Origin of the sequence: Delftia sp. WY8, assembly GCF_018437695.1 — a bacterium.
Taxonomy (GTDB): domain Bacteria; phylum Pseudomonadota; class Gammaproteobacteria; order Burkholderiales; family Burkholderiaceae_C; genus Comamonas; species Comamonas tsuruhatensis.
In genome coordinates, this window is the sequence record NZ_CP049795.1 from 3,831,724 (window position 1) to 3,855,248 (window position 23,525).

Here is a 23,525-nt window from a genome sequence, read left to right on the forward strand (position 1 = left end):
GGCGGCCCTTGCTCGGCGTCCCTGGTCTGGGCTGCGCCGGATTTATGCGTTGCGTCAGCAGCGATTCGTTCTTCACTATCCAAGGAGACAGACATGACAGCATTCGCACCATTGACCCGCCGCAGGGTGGGCACGCTGGCCCTGGCCTGCGCCGCCGTGGCCGCCGCCGGCCCCGCGCTGGCGCAGGAGGTGGTCAAGATCGGCTACTCCGGCCCGCTGTCGGGCGGCGCTGCCCAGTACGGCAAGAACGTGCTCGACGGCATGCAGATGGCCGTCTCCGAGATCAATGCCGCAGCGCCCGAGATCGGTGGCAAGAAGGTCAAGATCGAGATCGTTCCGCTGGACGACAAGTACAACCCGTCCGAGACCGCGATCAACGCCCAGCGCCTGGTGCAGCAGCACAAGACGGCGGCCATCCTGGTGCCGCATTCGGGCGGCATCTTCGCGCTGCAGACCACCAACGAGCGCAGCAACTTCATCGTGCTGGCCTACAGCTCGGTGCCGCAGATCACCAACCGGGGCAACAAGCTGACCCTGCGCATCCCGCCCGAGTTCACCTCGTACATCGACCCGTTCTCCAAGTACGTGATGGGCCGCTTCGGCAAGAAGGTGGCCCTGGTGGGCGCCGACCACGACTACGCCAAGGCCTGGGTCGCCGCCTTCAAGCCCGGCTGGGAAAAGCTGGGCGGCACCGTGGTGGCCGAGAACGCCATGAGCTACAACCGCGCCACCGATTTCTACAGCGGCGTGAGCAAGGCACTGGCCGAAAAGCCCGATGTGCTCTTCGTGGGCGGAGCCTCCGAGCCCACGGCCCTGGTCGTCAAGCAGGCGCGCGAGCTGGGTTTCAAGGGCGGCTTCGTGGTCATGGACCAGGCCAAGCTCGACGAAATGGCCCGCGTGGTCGGCGGCTATGCGCCGCTGGAAGGCGCCATCGGCGTCATGCCGGTCTCCGAGGACACCAAGCCCGAGAACAAGGCCTTCGTCGAACGCTTCGGCAAGGTCTACCCGGGCCGCATCCCGGGCTCGGAGGCGCAGTGGAACTACACGGCCGTGCACGCCACCGTCAAGGCCATGCAGCTGGCCGGCTCTGCCTCGGACACCAAGGCCATCCACGCCAAGCTCGACGAGGCCTACAAATCCCTGCGCCCCGACGTGAACCCCGGCGGCGTCAAGGGCGTGGATGATCGCGGCGGCACGTTGACCACAGAGCGCGGTGCGGCCGTGCGCGACGGCAAGATCGAGGCGGTGATGACGGTGGCGAACAAGTAGAGCGCCGCTCAGTTTTTCGACCGAAAGCGCCTGGTGCCAGCTTGATCTGGCCCAGGCGCTTTCTTGTGGACTCAGTGGCCCGGTACTTACGTTTGACGTTACTGACGCAATGCGTTATTATTTGCTTCCATGACGATCCAGTCATTCAAGTGCCCCGACACCGAGCAACTGTTCCAGCAGAGGAGGGTGCGTCGGTGGAGCAGCATTGAAGTGGTTGCGCTGCGCAAGCTTCGGATGCTGCATGCCGCTCATGTGCTTCAGGACTTGAGGGTCCCGCCCGGAAACCGGCTGGAGGCGCTGCACGGAGATCGCAAGGGGCAGCACAGCATCCGCATCAATGACCAGTGGCGCGTGTGCTTTGTGTGGACCCATGAAGGCCCGAGTGAGCTGGAGATCGTCGATTACCACTGAAGCGAAAGCGTTGATCCTGGATCTGGCGCAGGAGTGCTGACCATGAACAAACCTTTGAACCTCCCCACGCCAGGCGAAATCCTGGCCACTGAATTCCTGGAGCCCATGGGCCTGACGCAATACCGCCTGGCCCAGGCCATCCATGTCCCGCAGACACGCATCGCGGCCATCGTCAAGAACGGGCGCTCCATCACGGCGGATACGGCGCTGCGCCTTGCGCGCTTCTTTGGCACGTCCGTGGAGTTCTGGATGAATCTGCAAAGCCAGTACGACGCCGACATGGCACGCAAGTCCATTGGCGACGATCTGGAGTCCATCGAGCCCTTTGCTCTGCAGGCTTGAAGAAGACATGCTGAGTCGCTGCGCAGCGGCTCACGTAAGAAAGGCCCCTGCACCGCGGTACAGGGGCCTTTTTCATTGCAGGGCTGCGTTGTTTACAACAAGCTCGCTCCACCATCCAGCACCAACGCCTGCCCTGTCATGTGCCGCGATGCATCGGACGCCAGGTAGACCACGGCGCCCTTGAGGTCCTCCTCGCCGCCGATGCGTCGCAGCGGGGCGCGGGCGATGAGCTGGTCGCCGAGCTTGTCGATGAGGCCGTTGGCCAGCTTGCTGGGGAAAAAGCCCGGGCAGATGGAGTTGACGCGGATGCCGTAGTGGCCCCATTCCGAGGCCAGGGTGCGCGCCAGGTGCACGGCGGCCGCCTTGGAGGTGTTGTAGGCCACGGTGTTCATGCCGGGCGGCGTGCCCTTGAAGGCCGCGACCGAGGCCGTGATGATCACGTTGCCCCGGCCCTTGGGGATCATCACGCGCCTGGCCACTTCGCGGGTGAGGAAGAAGGGCGCGGAGACGTTGAGGTTCATGACCTTGTTCCAGGCCTCGTCCGGGTATTCCTCGGCCTTGGCGCCCCAGGTGGCGCCGGCGTTGTTGACGAGGATGTCGATGTCGCCGCAGCGCGCCAGCACGTCATCGACCAGGGCGGGGATGGTGTCGAACTTCTGCAGGTCGTTGGTGAAGGTCTCGACCTGGTAGCCAAGGCCCTGCAGGTGGGCCTTGGCCTCGGCCAGCTCGTCGGACTTGCGCGCCGTGATGGCGAGGCGGGCGCCCATCTCGCCCAGCGCCTCGGCCATCTGCAGGCCCAGGCCGCGCGAGCCTCCGGTGATCAGGGCGGTCTTGCCGGTGAGGTTGAACAGTGCTTTCACGCTCATGCTGGGTGTCTCCTGCCTTGGTTTCCTGATGGTTGAGCAACGCCCTCCATGCTAGGGCGGCAGGGCGGCGCACGCTGTCGTCTTGGCTACTGTGCGGGCGCCTGCGGGACAGCCGGCCAGACCCGGTCTGCGGTCAGGCGCGGTCTATGTCCTGCTGCAGCCGCCGCACCATGCGCTGCAGCGCGGGCACGCCGTCCTGGCGCAGCGCGTCGGCCGTGACGAAGCGCGAGGGCCCGCCCAGGCTGACGGCCATCAGCGGCAGGCCGCGCCCCGGTGAGAAGGCCAGGGCAATGGCGTTGACCTCGGGCTGCCAGTCGCCGAACGAGCGCGACAGCCAGGGCTGGGGCTGGTTGCCTGCCTCCGGCCACAGCGGCAGCTGGGCCTGTGCGGCGGCCCATTGCTCGGGCGCGTGAGACTGCAGATAGTCCAGCGCGCGCTGGCGCTCGGACGCGGGGCTGGCGGCCAGCCAGGCACGGCCCACGGCCGTGGTGGCCAGGGGAATGCGCGAGCCCATGTCCAGGTCGCGGTGCATGAAGCGCGCGCTGGGGCAGTGCTCGATGTAGACCATGTTGTGCCGGTCGCGCGTGGCCAGGGCCACCTCGGCATCGGTGGCGGCCGCCAGCTTGCGCATCAGCGGGCGCGCGATCTGGCGCACGTCCAGGCGCGAGAGCATGGCACTGCCCAGCGCCAGCGTGGCCGTGCCCAGGCGGTATTTGCCCTCTTCGGGCACATGGATGAGGTAACCCAGCGTGGTCAGCGTGTGCGTCAGGCGCGAGACCGTGGACTTGGGCAGTCCGCAGCGCCTGGCGATGTCCTGGTTGCCCAGCAGCTTCTCACCGGAGCGAAAGCACGACAGCACGTCCAGCCCGCGCGCCAGTGCGACGATGAAGTTGCGGTCTTCGTCGCCTGGCGGGGCTGAAGGAAGGGAGGAGGGCGGCATGCGCCGATTATCGGCAGCCGCCCCGCCACGGGGTGTCGTGGGCTTTACTTCTCGACGAAGGCGCGCTCGACCACGAAGTCGCCGGGCGTGGTGGTGTTGCCTTCCTTGAAGCCGCGGTGCTCCAGCAGCTCCTTGAGTTCGTTCAGCATGGCGGGGCTGCCGCACAGCATGACGCGGTCGGTCTCGGGGTTGAGCTCGGGCAGGCCGATGTTCTGCGGGAAGGTTCCGGCCGTGATCTGGTTGGAGATGCGGCCCTGGTTGCGGAAGGGCTCGCGCGTCACCGTGGGGTAGTAGATGAGCTTGTCCTTGACGATCTCGCCGAGGAACTCGTGCTCGGGCAGTTCCTTCTCGAACAGCTCCTGGTAGGCCAGCTCGTTGGCATGGCGCACGCCGTGCACCACGACCACCTTCTCGTAGCGCTCGTAGGTCTCGGGGTCGCGCGCCACGGCCAGCCAGGGGGCCAGGCCCGTGCCGGTGCCGATCAGGTACAGGTTCTTGCCGGGCAGCAGGTAGTCGATCAGCAGCGTGCCCGTGGGCTTCTTGCCGACGATGATGGTGTCGCCCACCTTGATGTTCTGCAGGCGCGAGGTCAGCGGGCCGTCGGGCACCTTGATGGACAGGAACTCCAGGTGCTCCTCGTAATTGGGGCTGGCAATGGAGTAGGCGCGCAGCAGGTTCTTGCCGTCGACCTTCAGGCCGATCATCGTGAAATGGCCGTTGGAAAAGCGCAGCGCAGTGTCACGGGTGGTGGTGAAGGAGAAAAGGCGGTCGGTCCAGTGGTGGACGGACAGCACGCGTTCTTCAAGAAAAGCACTCATGTTGGCAATACGGTGAATTCGGGGCGGACAGTGCCCGCCGGGACGTTGCAATGAGAGGTCAGTGCCATGCAGGCACGCGGTGGCGGGAAGCGCAGGGGGCAGGCGCGGTGTGCGCGTTGCCGCTGCTTCGTGGCGGCCGGTGACCGGGGCAAGGTCGCTATTGTCCGGTAAATGGCGTCAAAAGGGGCAGGCGCGAACCTTTGTCTTGATACGGATTAGTGATAAGCAAAATGACGCTGGCCGAGTCCGGCGGGCCATCGCCTATTGCTTTTCGGGCAGGCCAGCGTCGAGTGTCCAGGGCTGTATGGCCTGTGCCAGCCAGTCCATGAGCACGCGCACGCGGCGTGGCAATTGGCGGCGGTGGGCATAGATCAGGTGCAAGGGCATGGGCGGGGGCGGATGGCGGGGCAACACCTCGATCAGCTCCCCGGCATCCAGCAGCGGCTGCACGGCCAGGCGCGGAACCTGGATCAGGCCCAGGCCGGCCTGGCAGGCCGAGAGATAGGCCTCGGCGTTGTTCACGGTGAGCGCGCCCGCCATGGGCAGGCTGAGTGCCTGGCCGTTCTTTTCGTACTCGAAGCCCAGCGGCCGCGCGCCCAGCGTGCGCTGGTAGTGCACCAGCCGGTGTCCGCCCAGGTCGGCCAGCGTGGCCGGCAGGCCGTGGGCCTGCGCATAGCCGGGGCTGGCGCAGGTGACCAGCGCCAGCCGGCCCAGCGGGCGGGCGACCAGCCCGGGCTCGTCCACTGGGCCCAGGCGCAGCACGCAATCAAAGCCTTCGCGCACCAGGTCCACGCGGCGCTCGGTGCAGCTCAGTTCCAGCTCCAGCGCCGGATGGCTTTGCAGCAGTTGCGGCAGCAAGGGCATGACGACGTGGCGCGCCAGGCCCGTGGTCATGTCCAGCCGCACCTTGCCCTGCAGCGGTGCGTCGCCGGCCTGCTGGAACTGGCCCTGGAATTCGTCCACGTCGGCCAGCAGGTCCTGACAGCGCTCGTAGCAGGCCTGGCCGTCCTGGGTGAGCTGCACGCGCCGCGTGGTCCGGTGCAGCAGCCGCGTGCCCAGCCGCGCCTCCAGTTGCTGCACGGCCTGGGAGACGCTGGCCTTGGGCAGTCCCATGCTGTCGGCCGCACGCGTGAAGCTGGCCATCTCGGCCACGCGGCTGAAGATCTGCATCTGCTCCAGAAGCTTGATTGTTTGCATGGGACGAACAAATAAATCAGAAACAGCCAATTTATCCAAAAATAGACCTTCAATACAGTCGCTGTCATTGCAAACCACCTAACGAGGTCCGCCATGACAGCTTCTCCTTCGACCGCTTCTTCCCCTGCCGCCCGCCGCATCGTCCTCGTCACGGGCGGCAGCCGCGGCCTGGGCCGCAATACGGCCGAGCACCTGGCGCGCCAGGGCCTGGACGTGGTGCTGACCTACCGTGAGCGTGCCGACGAGGCCCAGGCCGCCGTGGCCGCCATCGAGGCGCTGGGCGGGCGGGCCGCCGCCCAGCAGCTGGACGTGGCGCGCAGCGCGGGCTTTGCGGACTTTGCGGCCCGCGTGCGCCGGGCCCTGGCCGAGACCTGGCAGGCCGACCGCCTCGATGCGCTGGTGCACAACGCCGGCATCGGCATCAACGCGCCATTCGCCACCACCACCGAGGCGCAGTTCGACGAGCTGGTCGCCATCCACTTGAAGGCGCCGTTCTTCCTGAGCCAGCACCTGCTGCCCCTGCTGCGCGACGGCGGCAGCATCATCCACCTGTCCAGCGGGCTCACGCGCTTCACCCAGCCCGGTTATGCGGCCTATGCGGCCATGAAGGGCGGCGTGGAGGTGCTGACGCGCTACCTGGCGCGCGAGCTGGGGGCGCGCGGCATTCGCGTCAACACGGTGGCGCCGGGGGCGATTGCCACGGATTTTGGCGGCGGCCGTGTGCGCGACGATGCACAGGTAGGCGCGGCCCTGGCCAGCCAGACGGCGCTGGGCCGCGTGGGCCAACCCGACGACATCGGCCCCGTGATGGCCGCCCTGCTGCAGCCCGGCATGGGCTGGGTGCAGGGTCAGCGCATCGAGGCCTCGGGCGGCATGTTTCTCTGAAGGCGCCGGGAGGGCCGTCAGCGCAGCCGCTCGCGCGCCACCATGGACAGCAGCACGATGGCGGCGGCTGCGCTGATGTGGCCGAACCAGGCCACCAGCCCCAGCGACCAGGGCTCCACCTGCAGCGCCGCCCACAGCGACAGCGCCAGCAGCACCCAGCCGGCCGCGCGCAGGCGCCGTGTGTGGGCAGATGGCAGTTCCTTGCCGAACAGGTCGCTCTGGTGGCGGTCCATGGCCAGGGCCAGGCAGGCGAAGGCGCCCAGGGCCAGCAGCTGACAGAACAGATGGGCCATGCTCATGCGCTGGTCTCCGCTGCGGCGGCCGCTGCTGTGGCGGCGACTGCAGTGGCGGCTGCTGCAGTGGCGGCTGACTTGGGCGCGGGCCGGGCGGCGCGCACCGGTTTGGCCTTGGGCTGGTGGCGCTGGGTGCGCAGGGCCAGATGGGCATGCAGTGCGGCCAGGGCCAGCAGCATGAGGTCCATGCCCGCGAATACCCAGTCGCCCGCGCGCAGGCTGGCCAAGAGGCCGCGATCCGTGGTCAGCGCGTTGACCACGGGCAGCAGGGCCAGAACGGCGGCGCCGGCCCACAGCAACTCGATCCAGGCCCGCCTGGCGGGCCGGCCCATCGCCCAGAACAGGGTGGCCCCCCAGGCGATGAACATGGCGTGCACCTCCCACTCGGCGCGCTGCGCCATCTCCACCGGCAGCAGGCGGTTGGCCCAGAGCATGCCGGCCATGCCGATGGACAGGCCGGCAATGGTGGCGATGTTCAGCCGTTCCACGAGCCGGAAGCCGAAATGCGGCCTTTCCGGGTCGGGCAGCTTGCTGCGCCGCTTCACGTTCCACAGCACCAGTCCTGTTCCCACCATGGCCGTGCCCGCAAGGCTGACGATGAAGTACAGCCAGCGCGTGGGCAGGTCGCCGAAGCGGCCCATGTGCAGCGCATAGAGCACGCCGCGCGTCTCGGCGGCGGCGCCCACGCTGTCCTGGGCCTGCAGCAGTTGGCCGCTGACGCCGTCGAACGTCATGAACTGCGGGCTGATGGAGACGCGGCCGTTGTCGCCGCGCACCACGACCACGCTGGCCTTGGCATCGCCGGGCAGGTTGACGTTCAGGCGCTCCACCTGGCCCGCGCCCCAGCGCTGCTCGGCCTGGCGCACCATGTCGGCCAGCGGTGCCAGGGGCGCGGCCTGCCCCGAGGGCTTGCCAGCCGGAACGAAGGCGCTGAGCTGCTGGCCTGCCACCACGCGCTGCTCGGGCGTCATGGTCGTGGCCAGGCTGGCCCAGGGCATGTACATCAGGGCCAGCGTCACCAGGCCGGTGTACGTGATCATCAGGTGGAAGGGCAGGCCCAGCACGGACAGCGCGTTGTGCGCGTCCAGCCAGGAGCGCTGGCCCTTGCCCCAGCGGAAGGTGAAGAAGTCGGCAAAGATCTTCTTGTGCGTGATCACCCCGCTGACGATGGCCACCAGCATGAACATGGCGCACAGCCCCGCCAGATAGCGGCCCCAGAGCACGGGCATGTAGTGGAACTGGAAGTGGAAGCGGTAGAAGAACTCGCCGCCGCGCGTCTCGCGCACCGGGCCTTCGAGGCGCGTGCCGGTGGCCGGGTCGAAGCGGCCGTTCTCGAAGCGGCGCCTGGCGCCCTTTTCGGTCTGCGGCGGGCTCCAGAACACCGTGGCCACCGTGCTGCGCGCATCGGGCAGGTTGATCAGCCATTGCGGGCTTTGCGGCGCCACATGCGCCATGGCGTCGCCGATCCGCTGGGCCACGAGCGCGGGCTCGCTCGCCTGGCTCTGGTGCGGCTGCTCGGGCTGCATCCACTGCGTGATCTCGTTCCTGAAATAGCTCACCGTGCCCGTGAGGAACATGGCGTAGAGGAACCAGCCCAGCAGCAGGCCGACCCAGGTGTGCAGGTCGGACATGGTCTGGCGGATGCCGGGCGCCTTGGCCGCTTTCGCGGGCTTGGCGGGCTTGCCTGCCGTGTTCGTGGTGTCCGGGGTGTTCGTGGTGTTCGTGTTCATGCGCCCAGCCCCTTGCCCCAGGTCCACCACGCGGCAGGCGCCAGTACCAGTGCGGCGACCAGCAGGCCGGCCCAGGCGCGCGTGGCGCTGCGCACGGCAAACACCCAGATCACCGCGCCCGCGTAGACGGCAAAGCTCAGCAAGGTGCCCGAGATCGCCGCCTGCGTGCGGTCTGCGGGCAGGGCCACAACGGCCACGCTGGCCAGGGCGGCCACGGCATAGCCGCCGAACAGCGCGGCGAGGATGCGGGAGATCAGCGGCCCGTAGTCACGGAACCAGTCACGGAACCAGTCATGGGTGCGGGCAAGAGTGGGAGATGGCATGGCACGGGGCCTGGAAAGGCTCGAAAAACGCCGGCCGGAGGGGGCGGCGGTGGCGCGGATGTTATTTGAGAATAAGTCCCATTACAAGCGGTGCAGTCAAGTGCGCCGCCACATCCAGCGCCGCCACATCCAGCGCTGCTGCGTGCCAAGCGCCCCGGCGCTCAGCCCGCCGGCTGGCGCATGCGGGCCTGAAGGTTCTCGAAGATCTGGCGTGTCACGGGGCTGATCACATGGCTGCGGATGTACAGGCGGTAGGCCAGGTCCGGCAGCGGCGGCATGCCGTCGCCCGCGCCCAGCACGCGCAGGCCCGGGTCCAGTTGCTCCACGCCGCGCGCCGTCACGCCCAGGCCCGCGCGCAGGGCCGCGCGTATGCCCACCAGGCTGGTGCAGGTGTGGCGCGGTGTCCAGGCGATGCCTGCCGCATCCAGCGCGTCGCAGCCCAGGCGGCGGAAGATGCTGGGCCCGTCGGCCATGACCAGGGGCACGGGCTTGCCCGGGTCATGGGCATAGCCCGCGCCGCACAGCCAGACCGTGGGTGTGGAGCGCAGGGCAAAGCCCTCGAAGCCTTCGTCATCGCGGTTGGAGATGGCCAGGTCCAGCTCGCCCTGCTTGAGCGACTCCATCAGGAAAGGGCTGCGCCCCACATGGATGTCGATCTGCATGCCCGGAAAGTTCAGCGCGATCTCCTGCAGCACGGGCGGCAGCATGTTGTCGGCCGCGTCGTGCGGTGCGCCAATGCGCACCAGGCCCTGCACCTGGCGGTGCTGCAGGTTGCGCAGCGCCTCGTCGTGGATGGCCAGCATGTGGCGCGCATAGCCCAGCAGGCGCTGGCCGTGGTCGGTGAGGCGTTTTTGCCGGCCCTGCTTCTCGAACAGCGCGTGGCCGATCTTCTCCTCCAGCCGCTGCATCTGCTGGGTGATGGCCGATTGCGTGCGGCCCATCTGCACGGCGGCGGCGGCAAAGCTGTCGTGGCTGGCAATGGCGGCCAGGGTGCGCAGCAGGTCCAGGTCAAGCGTCTCCATACTTCAATTTTATTGAAGTATTTGTTGAGGGTGCGTGGATTGTTGCGGGCCGGACGCCTCACTACAGTGGGCTTCAACGACGACAAGGAGTCCCCTTTGAACAACACCACCACCACCATCACCGAACAGCGCAGCGCCGCCGTGACAGCGGCCATCGACCACATGAAGCAGGCCATTGGCGAAGGCGCTGCCACGCGCGCCAGCCTGTACGCCGTGCTCCAGCAGCTGCTGGGCCTGGCCGCGCGCCGAGACTTCTGGCAGCAGGCCGACTACGCAGCGCCCGAGCAGGGCGAGCACCAGGCGCGCTACCTGATCGCCGAGGACGCGGACCAGAGCTATGCGCTGTACCTCAACGTCATGCGCCCGGGCAAGCGCATCGTGCCGCACAACCACACGACCTGGGCCTGCATTGCCGCCGTGGAAGGCACGGAGCACAACCGCGTCTACGAGCGCACCGACGACGGCTCCGTCCCCGGCAAGGGCACGCTGCGCGAGACGGATCTCGTGGTGGTGGCGCCAGGCCAGGGCATCGCCCTCATGCCCGAGGACATCCACTCCGTGGAGATCCAGGGCGAGCAGGTCATCCGCCACCTGCACATGTACGGCCGCGCGCTGGAGACGCTCAACGAGCGCACCAGCTACGACCTGGCCGCCGGCACCTGCCAGACCATGGCCATCGGCGTGCAGACGCGCCGCTGAGCCCCGGCCTTCCGGCCGCTGCCTTCCGCCTCCTGCCTTTTCACTGTCCATGCCGCAGCGCGCCCCACGGGGCGCGCGTGGCAGGGCTTTGCCCGAAATTCCTTGCCGATCTTTTTCCCGGACCGCATGCAATGACCGCATCCATTGACGCCCACACCCTCAAATCCTGGCTGCACGACGGCCAGGAGATCGCGCTGCTCGACGTGCGCGAGCACGGCCAGTACGGCGAGTCGCACCTGTTCTACGCCACGCCCCTGCCCTACAGCCGGCTGGAGCTGGATGTGCCCCGCCTGGTGCCGCGCAGGCAGGTGCGCGCCGTCACCTACGACGGTGGCGAGGGCGATGCCAGCGCGGGCGTGGCCGAGCGTGCCGCGCGCCGCCTCGAAGCCCTGGGCTACACCAGGGTCGCCGTGCTCGAAGGCGGTGCCAAGGCCTGGAGCGCTGCGGGCTACACGCTGTTCGCCGGCGTGAACCTGCCCTCCAAGACCTTTGGCGAACTGGCCGAACACGCCTACGGCACGCCGCGCATCACGGCCCAGCAGCTGGCGGCGCGCCAGGCGGCGGGCCTGCCCCTGGTGGTGCTGGACGGCCGGCCCGTCTCCGAGTTCCACAAGATGAACATCCCCGGCGCCATCTGCTGCCCCAATGGCGAGCTGGCGCTGCGCGTGAGCCGCCTGGTGCCCGATGCGGCCACGCCCATCGTGGTCAATTGCGCGGGCCGCACGCGCTCCATCATCGGCGCGCAGACCTTGATCAACCTGGGCATTCCCAACCCCGTCTACGCGCTGGAGAACGGCACCCAGGGCTGGTACCTGGCCGACCTGCCGCTGGAGCACGGCGGAACGCAGCGCTATGGCGACGACTCGGCCAGCAGCGCGCTGCAAGCACAGGCCCGCGCCCTGGCCGAACGCTTCGACGTGCCCGAGGTCGATGCCGACACCGTGCGCGCCTGGAGCCAGGATGCTGCGCGCACGCTGTTCCTGTGCGATGTGCGCACGCCCGAGGAATTCAAGGCCGGTTCGCTGCCCGGCGCCCAGCACACGCCCGGTGGCCAGCTCATGCAGGCCGGCGACCAGTACGTGGGCGTGCGCGGTGCGCGCCTGGTGCTGTTCGACAGCGATGGCGTGCGCGCCCCCGTGGTGGCCAGCTGGCTGCGCCAGCTCGGCCATGACGCCTGCGTGCTGCGGGGCGGCCTGCAAAGCGGCCTGGACCTCGCACCGGCCCAGCCGTCCCAGGTCCCCGCACTGGCAGGCATCACGGCGCAGGCCCTGCACGAGCGCATGCACCAGGGCGAGGTGGCCGTGGTCGATCTGCGCGCGGGCATGAAGTACCGCGCAGGCCACATCGCCGGGGCCCGCTGGTCCATCCGCCCGTGCTTGGCCAGCGATCTGGCCGGCGAGACGCGCCAGATCGTGCTGGTGGCCGACGAGCCCGGCATGGCGCAATGGGCCGCGCTGGAGCTGCAGGGCGCCGCGCCGCTGCTGCTCGAAGGCGGCCTGGCCGCATGGCAGCAGGCCGGCCTGCCCGTCGAGGCTACGCCCGACAGCCCCACCGACGCCGAGTGCATCGACTACCTGTTCTTCGTGCACGACCGCCACGACGGCAACAAGGAAGCGGCACGCCGCTACCTGGCCTGGGAGACGGGCCTGGTGCCGCAGCTCGATGCCCAGGAACTGGCCGCCTTCCGCCTGCCGAGTGCATGAAGCTCCCCCTGAGCGGCTTCGCCGCTTCCCCCTCTCTCGCTGCGCGGGAGGGGGACGGCACCCTCGCTGCGGGGGCGGCGCGGCCGGCGTAGGCCCTTGCTTGGTGCCCCTGGCCAAAGTCACGTCAGTTGCAAAGGCAGCGCCATATATCGCTGACTTGCCGTAGAGCGACATAAATCAGATCACATAACGACAGGAGACAAGACATGTTCGCAATCCCCACCCTGGCCAGGATGCTGGCCGCCAGCCTCGCGGCCCTGGTCATGCTCTCGCAGGCCACGGCCGAGCCGCTGGCCGCACGCAACGGCTATCCGGCCCAGCCGATCCGCTTCATCTCGCCCTTCCCGCCGGGCGGCGGCAACGACGCCAGCACGCGCTGGGTCACCACGCGGCTGACCGAGGCCACGGGCCAGCCCTCCGTGGTGGAAAACCGGGGCGGCGCGGGCGGCAACATCGGCGCCAAGGCCGTGGCCGAGGCCAAGCCCGATGGCTACACCGTGCTCACGGGCCAGGTCTCGCTGATGGCGGTGAACCCCGCGCTCTACAGCGCGCCGGGCTTCGATCCGCTCAAGAACTTCGTGCCCATCACGCAGATCAACGCGGCGCCGCTGGCCATCGTGGTGGCCTCGGCCTCGCCCCTCAAGAGCTTTGCCGACCTGGTGGCGCGCAGCAAGGGCGAGCCGGGCCGCGTCACCTATGCCACGCCCGGCAACGGCACGCTGTCGCACCTGGTGGGCGTGGTGCTGTCCAAGGAAAACGGCGTGCCCATGACCCATGTGCCCTACAAGGGCGCGGGGCCGGCCATCAACGATCTGCTGGGCCAGCAGGTCGATGTGCTGATCACCTCCACCTCGTCCGTGGCCGGCATGATCCAGGCGGGCCAGGTGCGCGCGCTGGCCGTCACCAGCCCGCGCCGCATCGGCGTGTTCGGCAAGGTGCCCACGCTGGAGGAACTGGGCCTGCGCAATGCGCGCTTCGAGGACTGGTACGGCTTCTTTGCTCCCGCCGGCACGCCGCCCGAGCGCGTTGCCTTCTTGCACGACGCCATCGTGCGCACCCTGCAACTGCCGGAAGTGACCAAGCTGGTCGTCGATGGCGGCAGCGAAGTCGTGGCCAGCACGCCCGAGGCCTTTGCCGCCCAGCTGCGCCAGGACATGGAGCGCTGGTCGCGCGTGGTCAAGCTCTCGGGCGCGAAGATCGACTGATGGCTGCCGAACACGCCCCCGTGCCTGGCGCATCCGCCCCTGGCGCCCCCGCCCTGGACCTGCAGACCCGGCTGCTGCATGCGGGCAAGCGCCCGGCCTATGCGGGCGGCACGGCCGTCAACCCGCCCCTGGTGCGCGCCAGCACCGTGCTGTTCGAGAGCACGGCACAGCAGCGCGAGATGCGCGAGCGCCGCGCCGGCGAGCGCATCTTCAGCTACGGCGCGCGCGGCACGCCCACCGGCTTTGCGCTGGAAGACGCCGTCAGCGAGCTGGAAGGCGCCCACCGCACGCGGCTGCTGCCCACCGGCCTGGCGGCCATCGGCATGGCCCTGCTCAGCTACCTGCGCCCCGGCGACCATGTGCTGCTGACCGACAGCGCCTACCAGCCCGTGCGCCACCTGGCCGGGCAATGGCTGCGGCCCTACGGCATCGAGTACGACTTCTTCGCGGCCGATGGCAGCGACGCCCAGGCGCGCATGCGCCCCAACACCCGCATGGTCTATGCCGAATGCCCGGGCTCCCTGGTCTACGAGATGTGCGACCTGCCCGCGCTGGCGGCCATGGCCCATGCGCGCGGCGCCCTGGTCGTGGCCGACAACACCTGGGGGTCGGGCTGCCAGTACCGGCCGCTGGCGCTGGGGGCCGATGTCTCGGTGATGGCAGCCACCAAGTACCTGTCGGGCCACTCCGACGTGATGATGGGCACCGTGGCCACCACCGAGGCCGCCTGGGAGCCACTGGCCGCGCGCTGCGATGCCTTCGGCATGGTGGTCAGCCCCGACGATGCCTGGCTGGTACTGCGCGGCATGCGCTCGCTGGCCGCACGGCTGCAGATGCACGAGGCGCATGCGCTGGAGGTGGCGCACTGGCTGCAGCAGCACCCGGCCGTGGCCACCGTGTTCTGCCCCGCGCTGCCCACGCACCCCGGCCATGCGCTGTGGCTGCGCGACTGCCAGGGCACCAACGGCCTGGTGTCGCTGGAGCTGCAGCCCGGTACCGCCGAGGCCGCCGTGGACCGCTTCATCGACGCCCTGCGCCTCTTCGGTATCGGCGCCTCCTGGGGCGGCTACGAAAGCCTGGCGACGGCCGCGCACATGGCGCAGGCGCGCAGCGTCACCGACTGGAGTGCGCGCGGGCCCGTGGTGCGCCTGCACATCGGCCTGGAGTCGCCGCGCGACCTCATCGCCGACCTGGAGCAGGGGCTGGCGGCACTTTAGTGGATAACACGCTCTAGCGGCCTGCCTGAGCGCTCGCCAGTTCGCCGGCCAGCGTCTGCACCAGCGCGGCGGCCGGCATCTCGCGCGCCAGCGGCGCACCCTGGCCGGCCCAGTGGGCTGCGTAGTCGGAGCTGCCCTGCGCCGAGGCCGCCTGGTGCAGCGCCTTGCCTGCGTCGTAGACGCGCGGATAGTCGGGCAGGGGCTGGCCATGGCTGGCGCCCAGCGCATGCAGCCGGTTGACCATGCCGCGCGCCGGCCGGCCCGAGATGGCGGCGGTGATGCCCGTGTGGTGGGCGCGTTCGCTGCGCAGCTCGGCACGGTAGGCCGGGCTGGCGGACGATTCAGGGCAGAGGATGAAGGCCGTGCCCAGCTGCGCCGCACAGGCGCCCAGGCCCAGCGCGGCCGCAATGCCTTCGCCATCCATGATGCCGCCCGCCGCGATCACCGGCAGGGCCGTGTTGCGCGCCAGCACGCGCACCAGGGCGAAGGTGCCCATCATGCGGTCCTGCGCGGGATCGAACGTGCCGCGGTGCCCCCCGGCCTCCACGCCCTGGGCCACGATGGCATCGACACCGGCCTGCTCCACCTGGCGCGCCTCGTCCAGCGACGTGGCGCTGGCCAGGGTCACGACGCCGGCCGCGCGCAGCGCGTCGATGAAGCCCTGCTCCGGCAGCCCGAAATGAAAGCTCACCACGGCGGGCCGCTCCTGCAGCAGCATGGCCTGCAGCGCCGCGTTGCCGACGGCGGTGGCGTAGATCTCGTTGAGCGTGGCAGGCGGCGCGGCGCCGAAGCGCGCGAACTCGGGCGCCAGATGGGCCAGCCAGGCGGCCTCGCGCTGCGCATCGGCCCGGGCCGGCCGGTGGCAGAACAGGTTGACGTTGAAGGCGCCCGATGTCAGCGCGCGCGCCTGCACGATCTGCTGGCGCGCCTGCTCCGTGCCGCTGGCGCCAATGCCCAGCGAGCCCAGGCCGCCCGCATCGGTGACGGCGGCCGCCAGCGCGGGCGTGGACGTTCCGGCCATGGGGGCCTGGATGATGGGATGGCGCACGCCAAGGCGGGCCATCCACGCGGTCTTTGCGGTGCTCATACGACTCCTTGTTTCCTGTCTCGAATCCGCGCACTCATGCGGCGGCCTGGCGGCGCGCGCTGGCGCGGCTGGCGGCGATCATGAGCGTGCCCAGCAGCAGCGACACGCTGCCGATGACGAACAGGCGCTGGTACGAGCCCAGGCCCGCATAGCTCCAGGCCATGAAATACCCCGACACGGCCTGCATCAGCGCAAAGGCCGCCGTGGCATAGCCCCACATGCGCTTGTGCTGCACGGGGCCGATCAGCTGCATCAGGTAGCCCGAGGTGATGGCCGCCATGCCCGGCGACAGCGCGCCCACCAGGAAGGACGAGGTCGCATGCCCCGCAAATCCTACCCAGAACAGCGGCATGGCAATGGCCAGGGTCTTGACCGCATAGGCGCCCGTGGTCGTGCCCCACCAGCCAAAGCGCGTGGCGCACAGCGAGGCCACCAGCGGCCCGGCAATGGCGCCCAGGCCGAACACGGCCCACTGCGTGGAGGCATAGGCATCGCCCAACTGCAACTCGCGCGCCAGGTAGTCCACCCAGAACACCGTGTGCGGCACAAAGCCGAAGGCGTCCGTCATATAGGCCAGCATCACCAGCACCACGGGCAGCGTCCACAGGGGCGCGGCGGGCACGGGCCGGGCATGGGGCGTGATGGCGATGGGCGCAGGCACCGGCAGCCGCCGCACATGGCGCCAGCCCAGCCAGCCGGCCCAGGCGCAGACCGCCGCCAGCGCCCACCAGACGGCGCCCAGGCTCTGGCACGCCAGCAGCGGTATCAGCGTGGCCGACAGCAGGGCGCCGGCACCTATGCCGCAGAACATCAGCGGCCCCAGGGCCGCACGCCGCTGCACGGGCGTGGCCGCCAGGGCCACGGAGGGGCCCAGCACCATCAGGATGGCGCCGCCAATGCCCGAGATGCAGCGCCAGGCAAAGAACCAGGGCATGGGCAGCGGCCAGGCGCAGGCCGCAAAGCTCAGCGCCAGGGCCACCCAGCACCACAGCAGCACGCGCAGCGCGCCCAGGCGTTCGGCCAGCGGCGCGGCCGCCAGCGCCCCGATCAGATAGCCCAGCAGATTGGCCGCGCCCAGATAGGCCACCTGCTCGCCGCTGAACCAGCCGGCATGCACCATCTGCGGCATCAGCGCCGTGTAGGCAAAGCGCGCCAGGCCGACGCCGCTGAGCGTGGCCATGAAGCCGGTCAGCAGCAGGGAAGTTTCGTTGCGTTGGATCACGGGAGTGGGCGCCATGCGGGGAGGATGGGCATACATTAGGCGCTGCCGCCCATCATGTCCAATGATTCAAAATGATGGCGTCGATCTCGATTGAAGATGGATGTCACTGGAGCCGCGATGCAATTGAAGTCCCTGCGCATGTTCCTGGCCGTCTGCGACAGCGGCAGCTTCGGCGCTGCCGCGCAGCAACTGCACACCGTGCAGTCCAACGTGACGGCCCATGTGAAAAAGCTCGAGGACGAGGCCGGCGTGCAGTTGCTGGAGCGCAGCGCGCCCGTGCACGCAACGCCTGCCGGCCGCCTGCTGGAGCAATACGCGCGGCGCATGCTGGCCGACCATGACGAGGCGCTGGCGCTGCTGCAGGGCAGCGCCCGGGCCGCAGGCGCGCTGCGCATAGGCTCCATGGAAACCACGGCTGCGCTGCGCCTGCCGCCGCTGCTGGCGCGCCTGCACCAGGCCCGGCCCGGCCTGGACCTGGAGCTGCGCACGGCCACTACGGCCGAGCTGCTGGCCGACCTGCTGGCAGGGCGGCTGGACTGCGCCTTCGTCTCGGGCATGCCGCCCCAGTCGCGGCTGCAGGGCTGGAAGGTTTTCGAGGAGGAACTGGTGCTGGTCACCGCATTCGCGCTGCCGCGCTTTCCCGATGCCGCCCAGCTCAGCGCCGTGCCCTTCCTGGCCTTCCGCCAGGGCTGCAGCTACCGCCAGCGCATCGAACTGCTGCTGGCCACGCGCGGCGTGGCCGCACGCATCATGGAAATGGGATCGCTGGACGCCATCCTCGGCTGCGTGGCCGCCGGCATGGGCTACGGCCTGCTGCCGCGCAGCGTGGTCCAGGCCCAGCAGCACCGCTTCGGCGTGCACATCACGGCCCTGCCCGGCGCACTCGCCCAGGAAGTCGCCCGCGTGGAAACCTGGTTCGTCGTGCCCGCGCGCCAGGGCTGGTCGCCTGCGCTGCATGCGTGCGTGGAGGTGTTGGGGATCGAGGGTGTGCAGGGCGAAGAGGCCCTGTGCGTGGAAGCCGTCCCGGCAGCGTCTGCCTGAGACTCAGAACAGGTCGGAAGGCAAGGCTGCTGCCTTTTGGGCGATGTCCACCAGTCTTTGGGCCTGGGTGGTCGCATAGGCGGCGATGCGCTGGGCGAAGACGTGCTCTTCTGGCGTGTAAGGCGATTCGCGCAGAACCTTGGCCGCCGCACCGGGGGCTGCCCTGGCCATGCGCTGGGCTTCACGTGCGAGCAGCCTGCGGTCTATCGCACACAGGTGCGCGAAATGCGCAAACTCGAAGGGTGTGAGTTCCTCCAGCGCAAAGCAGTCGCCGAAGGCCATCGCCAGTTCCTGGGACACATCGGAATACTGGGCCACGCTGACGAGGTCGTACCAGGGCGCGGTCGCCAGGCCCTGCGGCAGCACGTGGAAGGAGAAGTTCTTGCCATGTGCGTCGCCATTGCCGATCAGTATCTGGAACAACGCCCATCGGATCATTGCCAGCTTGTCCGCAGCCTTCGCCACCGAGTGCTCCAGTAGACCGAACAGCCGGGGAAAGCTCATGCCGTCGCGGTATAGCCGGGCATCGCCCACGCTGCCGATGTGGTGCTCGTACTTGTAGCTGACGGGAAGATCGCCCGCTTGGCATGCATCGATGATGTGTGTGCGCAGGACCCGCCTTTGCGGCGCCTGCCGCACACGGTCAAAGCGCCTGACTGCCAGCACCGGCTGTGGCACGTGCAGCATCTGCACCTCGGCTGCAGGCAAGCGCATGGCCGCTGCCAGGCGCATGCAGAAATGCTCGTTCACCACCATGTGCGGCACCGCGCTGTCGCGCGGCTGGGGTTTGAGGATGTGGGTGGACGGAACGTTGTCGGGAAGGAAGATGGAGCCCTCCTGCGCGCTCTCGCCTTCCACGTGCACGGGCAGCTTGTCCTGGTAGCCGGCCACCGACATGCGCACTTTGCCATCCCACTCGATGAAAGGGCGTGTGTCTCGGTCTGCAATGCGTTGGGAGAGTTCTGCGGTCGATATGGTGCGAGCGGCATTGGCGGCCTGAGGATCGGGCTTGCTGCCGTCGGCCTGAAACCGGAAAGCCCCGGTGGTCTCGGCGCCGAGGGCGCGTATCAGACCGAAGATGTTGCCCTTGCCTATGCCCTGACTTCTGGCCACCAAATCCAGCGCCGCGCCTTCGGGCAGCAGGTTCTCGATGAAACGCCGGATGGAGCGCGAGTCGTAGCCCCCTTCGGGAGCGGCCAGCGGCAGGCAGGGCGCCAAGTAGAAAGGCCGTCCATGCTCCAGCCATGCAGGCGCATACCGCAGTCCCCAAAGATCGTTGTGCGGGTCATGGGTCACATCGGCCACGTGCGTGCCGACATCGTTCCACAGCGAAAGCGAAAGCGACGGCGGCGTGGCCATGTGCGCTTCAGGCCCGTGGAAGCCGTGCCATCAGGGCGTCCTGCTTGGGCGCGATGACCATGGCCAGGCCCAGCCCGTCGAGTACGGCCAGCAGCTTGTCGGAGCCCACGCCGCCCTTGCCGTTCTCCAGACGGGAGAGCAGATCCAGCGACACGCCGCACAGGGCTGCCGTGTCATCGATGCGCAGTTGCTGGGCCTTGCGCATGGCGCGGATCTGGGCGCCGAGCCCGGACAGGTCAGCGATGACCACGGCCCCGGGCTGCAGGGGATCCTGCTGCGGGCCGTTCATGGGCGTGGAAGACGGCATGGATGGATTGGCTTTATTTCTGATATTCCGAAATTCTAGGATTTCTTAGGGAATTTTCAAAACAATTTCCAATATTCCGAAATTCAGGAGTACTTCGTCTCATTCAGGAGGAAATTTCGGAATATCAGAAATAAGTCCGATAACCAGGCAACCGCGTCCAATGCAGATCCTCATGAAGGCAACCGCAACACCCTCCGATACTGCATGGCCTCCGCCACATGCCCCGTCTCCACTGCCGCGCTGCCCGCCAGATCCGCAATGGTGCGCGCCACCTTGAGCGCGCGGTGGGTGCTGCGGGCCGACCAGCCCAGGCGTGCGGCGGCCTTGTGGGCGAAGGTCAGGGCCTCGGGCGAGAGGCCCAGGTGGTCGTCCAGGGCCTGGCCCTGGAGCTGGTGGTTGGCACTACCCTGGCGCTGCAGGGCCAGCGCGCGGGCCTGGACCACGCGCTCGCGCACGGTGTCGCTGGCCTCGCCAGAGCGCGCGGCCAGCAGCTCCTGCGGGGGCAGGGCACCGACTTCCACATGCAGGTCGATGCGATCCAGCAGCGGGCCGCTGATGCGCGCCTGGTAGCGCGCCACCTTGTCGGGCGTGCAGCGGCAGCGCTGCACCGTCGATCCCCAATGGCCGCAGGGGCAGGGATTCATGGCCGCGACGAGCTGGAAGCGCGCGGGGAATTCGCAGCGCTGGGCGGCTCTGGCGATGGTGATCTGGCCGGTCTCCAGCGGCTCGCGCAGCGCCTCCAGCGCGCTGCGTGCGAACTCGGGGAATTCGTCCAGAAACAGTACTCCGTGATGGGACTGCGAGATCTCGCCAGGGCGCGGCGGCGAGCCTCTGTCGATTACAACGAAAAGCTTAACCACGGCGTCACATCTTGCTACACAATGGTCTATCAGGTCTGTCGAATGGGTTGATTCAATACATTGAATTAGTTAACTGATATGAAAATTACAATAATTGACGTTACTGAAAGCGATCTTGGTGTTCGGCAGGTCCCTATGAACTACCGTTCGGTCACCGGGCGGGTGCAAACCTTGGATGGGCAGACGGTGTCATTCGAGAGCACCTTGGAGCGCGATCTGGTCTTGTTGATGGACTTCGATCCTCGGATAGCACGCATCACCCACCAACCGATGAAGATCCGGTACCGTCTCGAATCTGGCGAGGAGCGCACATACACGCCTGACTACTTGGCTACTTCTCGGGGCAGTCCGCTCAGGAAGCCTGCACGGCCCCTGCTTTTTGAGGTCAAGTATCTGGATGAACTTCGGGATCGATGGAGCGACCTCGAAGCGGGTTTCCGGGCCGCCCGTATGGTTTGCGCGCAGCGGCGTTGGGGGTTTCAGGTTGTCGATGAACGCTACATCCGCGACGACTATCTGAAAAATGTCACCTTTCTGCGTGACTACCGCTCGTATCCCTCCGATGGCAAGTCGGCTCTGATGCTCCTACAGACTCTGCAAGAGCTTCAAGTCTCCACACCTTCGGAACTGTTGGCTGCAACCTTCATGGACCTGACCAACCGCATGCAAGCTGTGGGCGCCATGTGGCGAATGGTGGCGAATGGCTCCATCGGCGCGAATCTCCGGCAAAGGCTAACGATGAAGTCAGAAATTTGGTACGAGGAACCTACGCTGTATGGCAAATGAACTGCATGCTTCTGGCTTCGCTGTCAGCCCTGGAGCCCCGGTGGTGTTCAAGCAGAAAGCTTGCATCGTGCGCCGTGTTCTCTCCACCGATCGGGTGATCATCGAAGACATTGATACCGGCCGCTCAGAGGTCGCGTTCATCAACCAGCTGTCTTCGATCACCACGCTCGTGCCCGAACATGAAGCTGGGGCTACAGGGGAGATGGTTGCTGGACCGTCAGCCCTGCCACCAGCGCTGCTGGCCTTTACTGCTGCCGAGATTGCGAAGGCTGAAAAGCGTCTGGACGTGATCGCCCCGTTGTTGGCAATGCGCAAGCGCTCTCGCAAAGATGTCGAGGACCATGCCAGGCAGTCCGGGGTTTCCGCTGTCACGCTCTACAAGTGGATCAAGAACTACAACGGCTGTGGCTCTCTCGTGGGCCTCATGGATGGCAAGCGAGGCGCCCCCAGCATCACGAAGCTTGATGAGCGTGTGGAGCAGTTCATTCAGGAGGCGATAGACCAGCTGTACCTGTCGTCGCAGCAGCTGACGCCTCGGGATATCTATCAGACCGTGAAAGACCGTTGCGAGCTCGAGCACAAGCCCGTCCCCCACGAAAACACCGTGCGTAACAGGATCGCTGCACTCCCTCTAAACCGGGTTCGGCGCAAGCGAGGTCAAGTTGCACTGGCAGACAAGGACATGCCTACTCCCGGTGTGTTCCCCGAACCCGTCAGTCCTCTCAATCCGGTGCAGATCGACCATGTCCAACTCGACATGATCGTGGTCTTCTCTGACACACGGATGCCATGGGGACGGCCTTGGCTGACCCTGGTCATTGACTGCCTGACACGCGTGATCATCGGCTTCTATCTGAGTATGGACCGCCCTTCAGCAGTGGCTGCCGGCATGGCCCTGGCGATGGGCATGCTGCCAAAACAGGATTACCTCGCATCCCTCGGTTTGCCGGGCCGTTGGCCTGTGCACGGCAAGATTCGCAAGGTGCTGTGTGACAACGCCAAGGAATTTCGCGGGGAGGCCCTTAAGTTCGGCTGCAAGGAGAACGCTATCGGTTTGGAACTTCGGCCTGTCAAGCAGCCACGCTACGGGGCCTACATCGAGCGCCTCGTGGGCAATGTCAACATGATGCTGCGCAAGAAGCCTGGCACGACGTTCTCCAACCCTCAGCAGCGGGGAACCTATGACTCCAAGAAAAAGTCTGCATACACCTTGCATGAGCTGGAGATCGAAATTGCAGACTGGGTTGTAAACCACTACCACGTTCACAAACACGGTGCCCTGATGAAGCCGCCATTGATCGTTTGGGAGGAGAAGATTCTGGGCACGGATGGCGCAATGGCAGCCGGACTTCCGATCCAGATCGCGGATCCAGAAAAGCTCAAGTTGGACTTTCTCCCGCTGGAGTCGCGTGTGGTGTCGCCCTCGGGCGTCCGAATGAACAAGGCTGACTACTATCACGAGGCTCTCAATCGATGGATCAATGCAAGCGATCCCGACCATCCTTCGGAGAAGCGCAAATTCACCGTCAAGTACCATCCTCGGCGCCGGCGTGAGGTGTGGTTTCTCGACCCCGAGGTCAAGCAGTACGTGAAGCTCGATCGCTATCCATTTCAAGCTCCCGGAGATGACGAGGTTGACGGCTACGTGGGCGTGGAAGAGCACATTGCGATTGAGGCCCGCAGGCAGCACGAAGGAAGCCAGCTGGAGGACAAGAAGGCCAAGGCAGGTTACCGCTTGCGTAGCGCCCACAGAGAGGCCAATGCTGTGGCAGACACGAAGAGAGTGAGGCGAAAGCCTCCATCCTCGTCGCCTCGAAGTGGTGGCGCAGACCGGTCGGTTGTCGAAACGCAAATGCAGCCTGCGCGGGAGCCTGTGGGATCGGGGGCCAATCCCTTTGAAGCATTCTTGAGCAAGAAAATTACGGGCTTCAATGCGTAGCGTG

Annotated in this window: 23 protein-coding genes and 1 pseudogene; 11 read left to right on the forward strand and 13 right to left on the reverse strand. The window is 67.5% G+C overall.

Annotation, left to right across the window (positions count from 1 at the left end; translation table 11 throughout):
* The first annotated feature begins 93 nt into the window (after positions 1-93).
* From G4D77_RS17660 to G4D77_RS17670, 3 genes are all read left to right on the forward strand, one after another.
* Complete coding sequence (locus tag G4D77_RS17660) at positions 94-1,269, forward strand: ABC transporter substrate-binding protein (RefSeq protein WP_016452145.1); 1,176 nt, start codon at positions 94-96, stop codon at positions 1,267-1,269.
* A 129-nt stretch (positions 1,270-1,398) separates the two neighbouring features.
* A complete protein-coding gene (locus tag G4D77_RS17665; RefSeq protein WP_013800140.1) occupies positions 1,399-1,680 on the forward strand; it encodes a type II toxin-antitoxin system RelE/ParE family toxin in 282 nt (93 codons plus the stop codon).
* Between the two features lie 42 nt (positions 1,681-1,722).
* Positions 1,723-2,022, forward strand: coding sequence for a HigA family addiction module antitoxin (locus G4D77_RS17670; protein ID WP_034399070.1), 300 nt, complete (start codon positions 1,723-1,725; stop codon positions 2,020-2,022).
* A gap of 92 nt (positions 2,023-2,114) precedes the next feature.
* Here the strand turns inward: G4D77_RS17670 and G4D77_RS17675 are convergent, their stop codons facing one another.
* From G4D77_RS17675 to G4D77_RS17690, 4 genes are all read right to left on the reverse strand, one after another.
* Complete coding sequence (locus G4D77_RS17675) at positions 2,115-2,888, reverse strand: SDR family oxidoreductase (protein ID WP_154833118.1); 774 nt, start codon at positions 2,886-2,888, stop codon at positions 2,115-2,117.
* 133 nt (positions 2,889-3,021) lie between these two features.
* Positions 3,022-3,828: an IclR family transcriptional regulator gene (locus G4D77_RS17680; RefSeq protein ID WP_016448668.1), complete on the reverse strand. Its 807-nt coding sequence runs from the start codon at positions 3,826-3,828 to the stop codon at positions 3,022-3,024.
* Positions 3,829-3,872: 44 nt separating this feature from the next.
* The gene (locus G4D77_RS17685) at positions 3,873-4,646 is read right to left on the reverse strand and encodes a ferredoxin--NADP reductase (protein WP_016448667.1); all 774 of its coding nucleotides are present in this window, start codon (positions 4,644-4,646) and stop codon (positions 3,873-3,875) included.
* Positions 4,647-4,907: 261 nt separating this feature from the next.
* On the reverse strand, positions 4,908-5,843 hold the full coding sequence (locus tag G4D77_RS17690; RefSeq protein WP_154833120.1) for a LysR family transcriptional regulator: 936 nt from the start codon (positions 5,841-5,843) through the stop codon (positions 4,908-4,910).
* Positions 5,844-5,936: 93 nt separating this feature from the next.
* On the opposite strand from G4D77_RS17690, the gene G4D77_RS17695 reads away from it, so the two are divergent.
* A complete protein-coding gene (locus G4D77_RS17695; RefSeq protein ID WP_154833122.1) occupies positions 5,937-6,728 on the forward strand; it encodes an SDR family NAD(P)-dependent oxidoreductase in 792 nt (263 codons plus the stop codon).
* Between the two features lie 17 nt (positions 6,729-6,745).
* Here the strand turns inward: G4D77_RS17695 and G4D77_RS17700 are convergent, their stop codons facing one another.
* From G4D77_RS17700 to G4D77_RS17715, 4 genes are all read right to left on the reverse strand, one after another.
* Positions 6,746-7,027: a DUF3325 domain-containing protein gene (locus G4D77_RS17700; protein ID WP_017405289.1), complete on the reverse strand. Its 282-nt coding sequence runs from the start codon at positions 7,025-7,027 to the stop codon at positions 6,746-6,748.
* The gene (locus tag G4D77_RS17705; RefSeq protein WP_154833124.1) at positions 7,024-8,751 is read right to left on the reverse strand and encodes a PepSY-associated TM helix domain-containing protein; all 1,728 of its coding nucleotides are present in this window, start codon (positions 8,749-8,751) and stop codon (positions 7,024-7,026) included. The genes G4D77_RS17700 and G4D77_RS17705 overlap by 4 nt, the downstream gene beginning before the upstream one ends.
* Positions 8,748-9,074 (reverse strand): DUF3649 domain-containing protein, encoded by a 327-nt coding sequence (locus tag G4D77_RS17710; RefSeq protein ID WP_016452138.1) that lies wholly within the window; start codon positions 9,072-9,074, stop codon positions 8,748-8,750. Before G4D77_RS17710 ends, G4D77_RS17705 begins: the two co-directional genes overlap by 4 nt.
* Before the next feature lie 161 nt (positions 9,075-9,235).
* Positions 9,236-10,096, reverse strand: a complete 861-nt coding sequence (locus G4D77_RS17715) for a LysR substrate-binding domain-containing protein (RefSeq protein ID WP_154833126.1) — start codon at positions 10,094-10,096, stop codon at positions 9,236-9,238.
* Between the two features lie 162 nt (positions 10,097-10,258).
* Here G4D77_RS17715 and G4D77_RS17720 point away from each other — a divergent pair, with 162 nt between their 5' ends.
* From G4D77_RS17720 to metC, 4 genes are all read left to right on the forward strand, one after another.
* Complete coding sequence (locus tag G4D77_RS17720) at positions 10,259-10,795, forward strand: cysteine dioxygenase family protein (RefSeq protein WP_154836305.1); 537 nt, start codon at positions 10,259-10,261, stop codon at positions 10,793-10,795.
* A gap of 131 nt (positions 10,796-10,926) precedes the next feature.
* Positions 10,927-12,498 carry a rhodanese-like domain-containing protein gene (locus G4D77_RS17725; protein ID WP_213757703.1) on the forward strand — a complete coding sequence of 524 codons (1,572 nt, stop codon included), beginning with the start codon at positions 10,927-10,929 and terminating at the stop codon, positions 12,496-12,498.
* Between the two features lie 206 nt (positions 12,499-12,704).
* Positions 12,705-13,703 (forward strand): Bug family tripartite tricarboxylate transporter substrate binding protein, encoded by a 999-nt coding sequence (locus G4D77_RS17730; protein ID WP_154833130.1) that lies wholly within the window; start codon positions 12,705-12,707, stop codon positions 13,701-13,703.
* Positions 13,703-14,920, forward strand: coding sequence for a cystathionine beta-lyase (gene metC / locus G4D77_RS17735; protein WP_154833132.1), 1,218 nt, complete (start codon positions 13,703-13,705; stop codon positions 14,918-14,920). Before G4D77_RS17730 ends, metC begins: the two co-directional genes overlap by 1 nt.
* 13 nt (positions 14,921-14,933) lie before the next feature.
* Here metC and G4D77_RS17740 read toward each other — a convergent pair whose 3' ends face one another.
* Positions 14,934-16,007: an NAD(P)H-dependent flavin oxidoreductase gene (locus G4D77_RS17740; RefSeq protein ID WP_154833134.1), complete on the reverse strand. Its 1,074-nt coding sequence runs from the start codon at positions 16,005-16,007 to the stop codon at positions 14,934-14,936.
* Between the two features lie 34 nt (positions 16,008-16,041).
* Entirely contained in the window at positions 16,042-17,244 is a 1,203-nt protein-coding gene (locus tag G4D77_RS17745; protein ID WP_154836306.1) for a YbfB/YjiJ family MFS transporter, read from the reverse strand.
* Positions 17,245-17,346: 102 nt separating this feature from the next.
* On the opposite strand from G4D77_RS17745, the gene G4D77_RS17750 reads away from it, so the two are divergent.
* On the forward strand, positions 17,347-18,270 hold the full coding sequence (locus tag G4D77_RS17750) for a LysR family transcriptional regulator (protein WP_034366572.1): 924 nt from the start codon (positions 17,347-17,349) through the stop codon (positions 18,268-18,270).
* A 3-nt stretch (positions 18,271-18,273) separates the two neighbouring features.
* On the opposite strand, the gene G4D77_RS17755 is transcribed toward G4D77_RS17750, so the two are convergent.
* The 3 genes and pseudogenes from G4D77_RS17755 to G4D77_RS17765 form a co-directional block, all read right to left on the reverse strand.
* Positions 18,274-19,629, reverse strand: a complete 1,356-nt coding sequence (locus G4D77_RS17755) for a HipA domain-containing protein (protein WP_154833136.1) — start codon at positions 19,627-19,629, stop codon at positions 18,274-18,276.
* Positions 19,630-19,636: 7 nt separating this feature from the next.
* Positions 19,637-19,936, reverse strand: a complete 300-nt coding sequence (locus tag G4D77_RS17760) for a helix-turn-helix domain-containing protein (RefSeq protein ID WP_065345438.1) — start codon at positions 19,934-19,936, stop codon at positions 19,637-19,639.
* 170 nt (positions 19,937-20,106) lie between these two features.
* Positions 20,107-20,778 (reverse strand): annotated as a pseudogene (locus G4D77_RS17765) (ATP-binding protein); the annotation flags it as partial.
* A 153-nt stretch (positions 20,779-20,931) separates the two neighbouring features.
* Here G4D77_RS17765 and G4D77_RS17770 point away from each other — a divergent pair.
* Both G4D77_RS17770 and G4D77_RS17775 read left to right on the forward strand, forming a co-directional pair.
* The gene (locus G4D77_RS17770) at positions 20,932-21,582 is read left to right on the forward strand and encodes a TnsA endonuclease N-terminal domain-containing protein (protein ID WP_213757704.1); all 651 of its coding nucleotides are present in this window, start codon (positions 20,932-20,934) and stop codon (positions 21,580-21,582) included.
* The gene (locus G4D77_RS17775) at positions 21,572-23,521 is read left to right on the forward strand and encodes a TnsB C-terminal domain-containing protein (RefSeq protein ID WP_250134227.1); all 1,950 of its coding nucleotides are present in this window, start codon (positions 21,572-21,574) and stop codon (positions 23,519-23,521) included. The genes G4D77_RS17770 and G4D77_RS17775 overlap by 11 nt, the downstream gene beginning before the upstream one ends.
* Positions 23,522-23,525 lie beyond the last annotated feature (4 nt).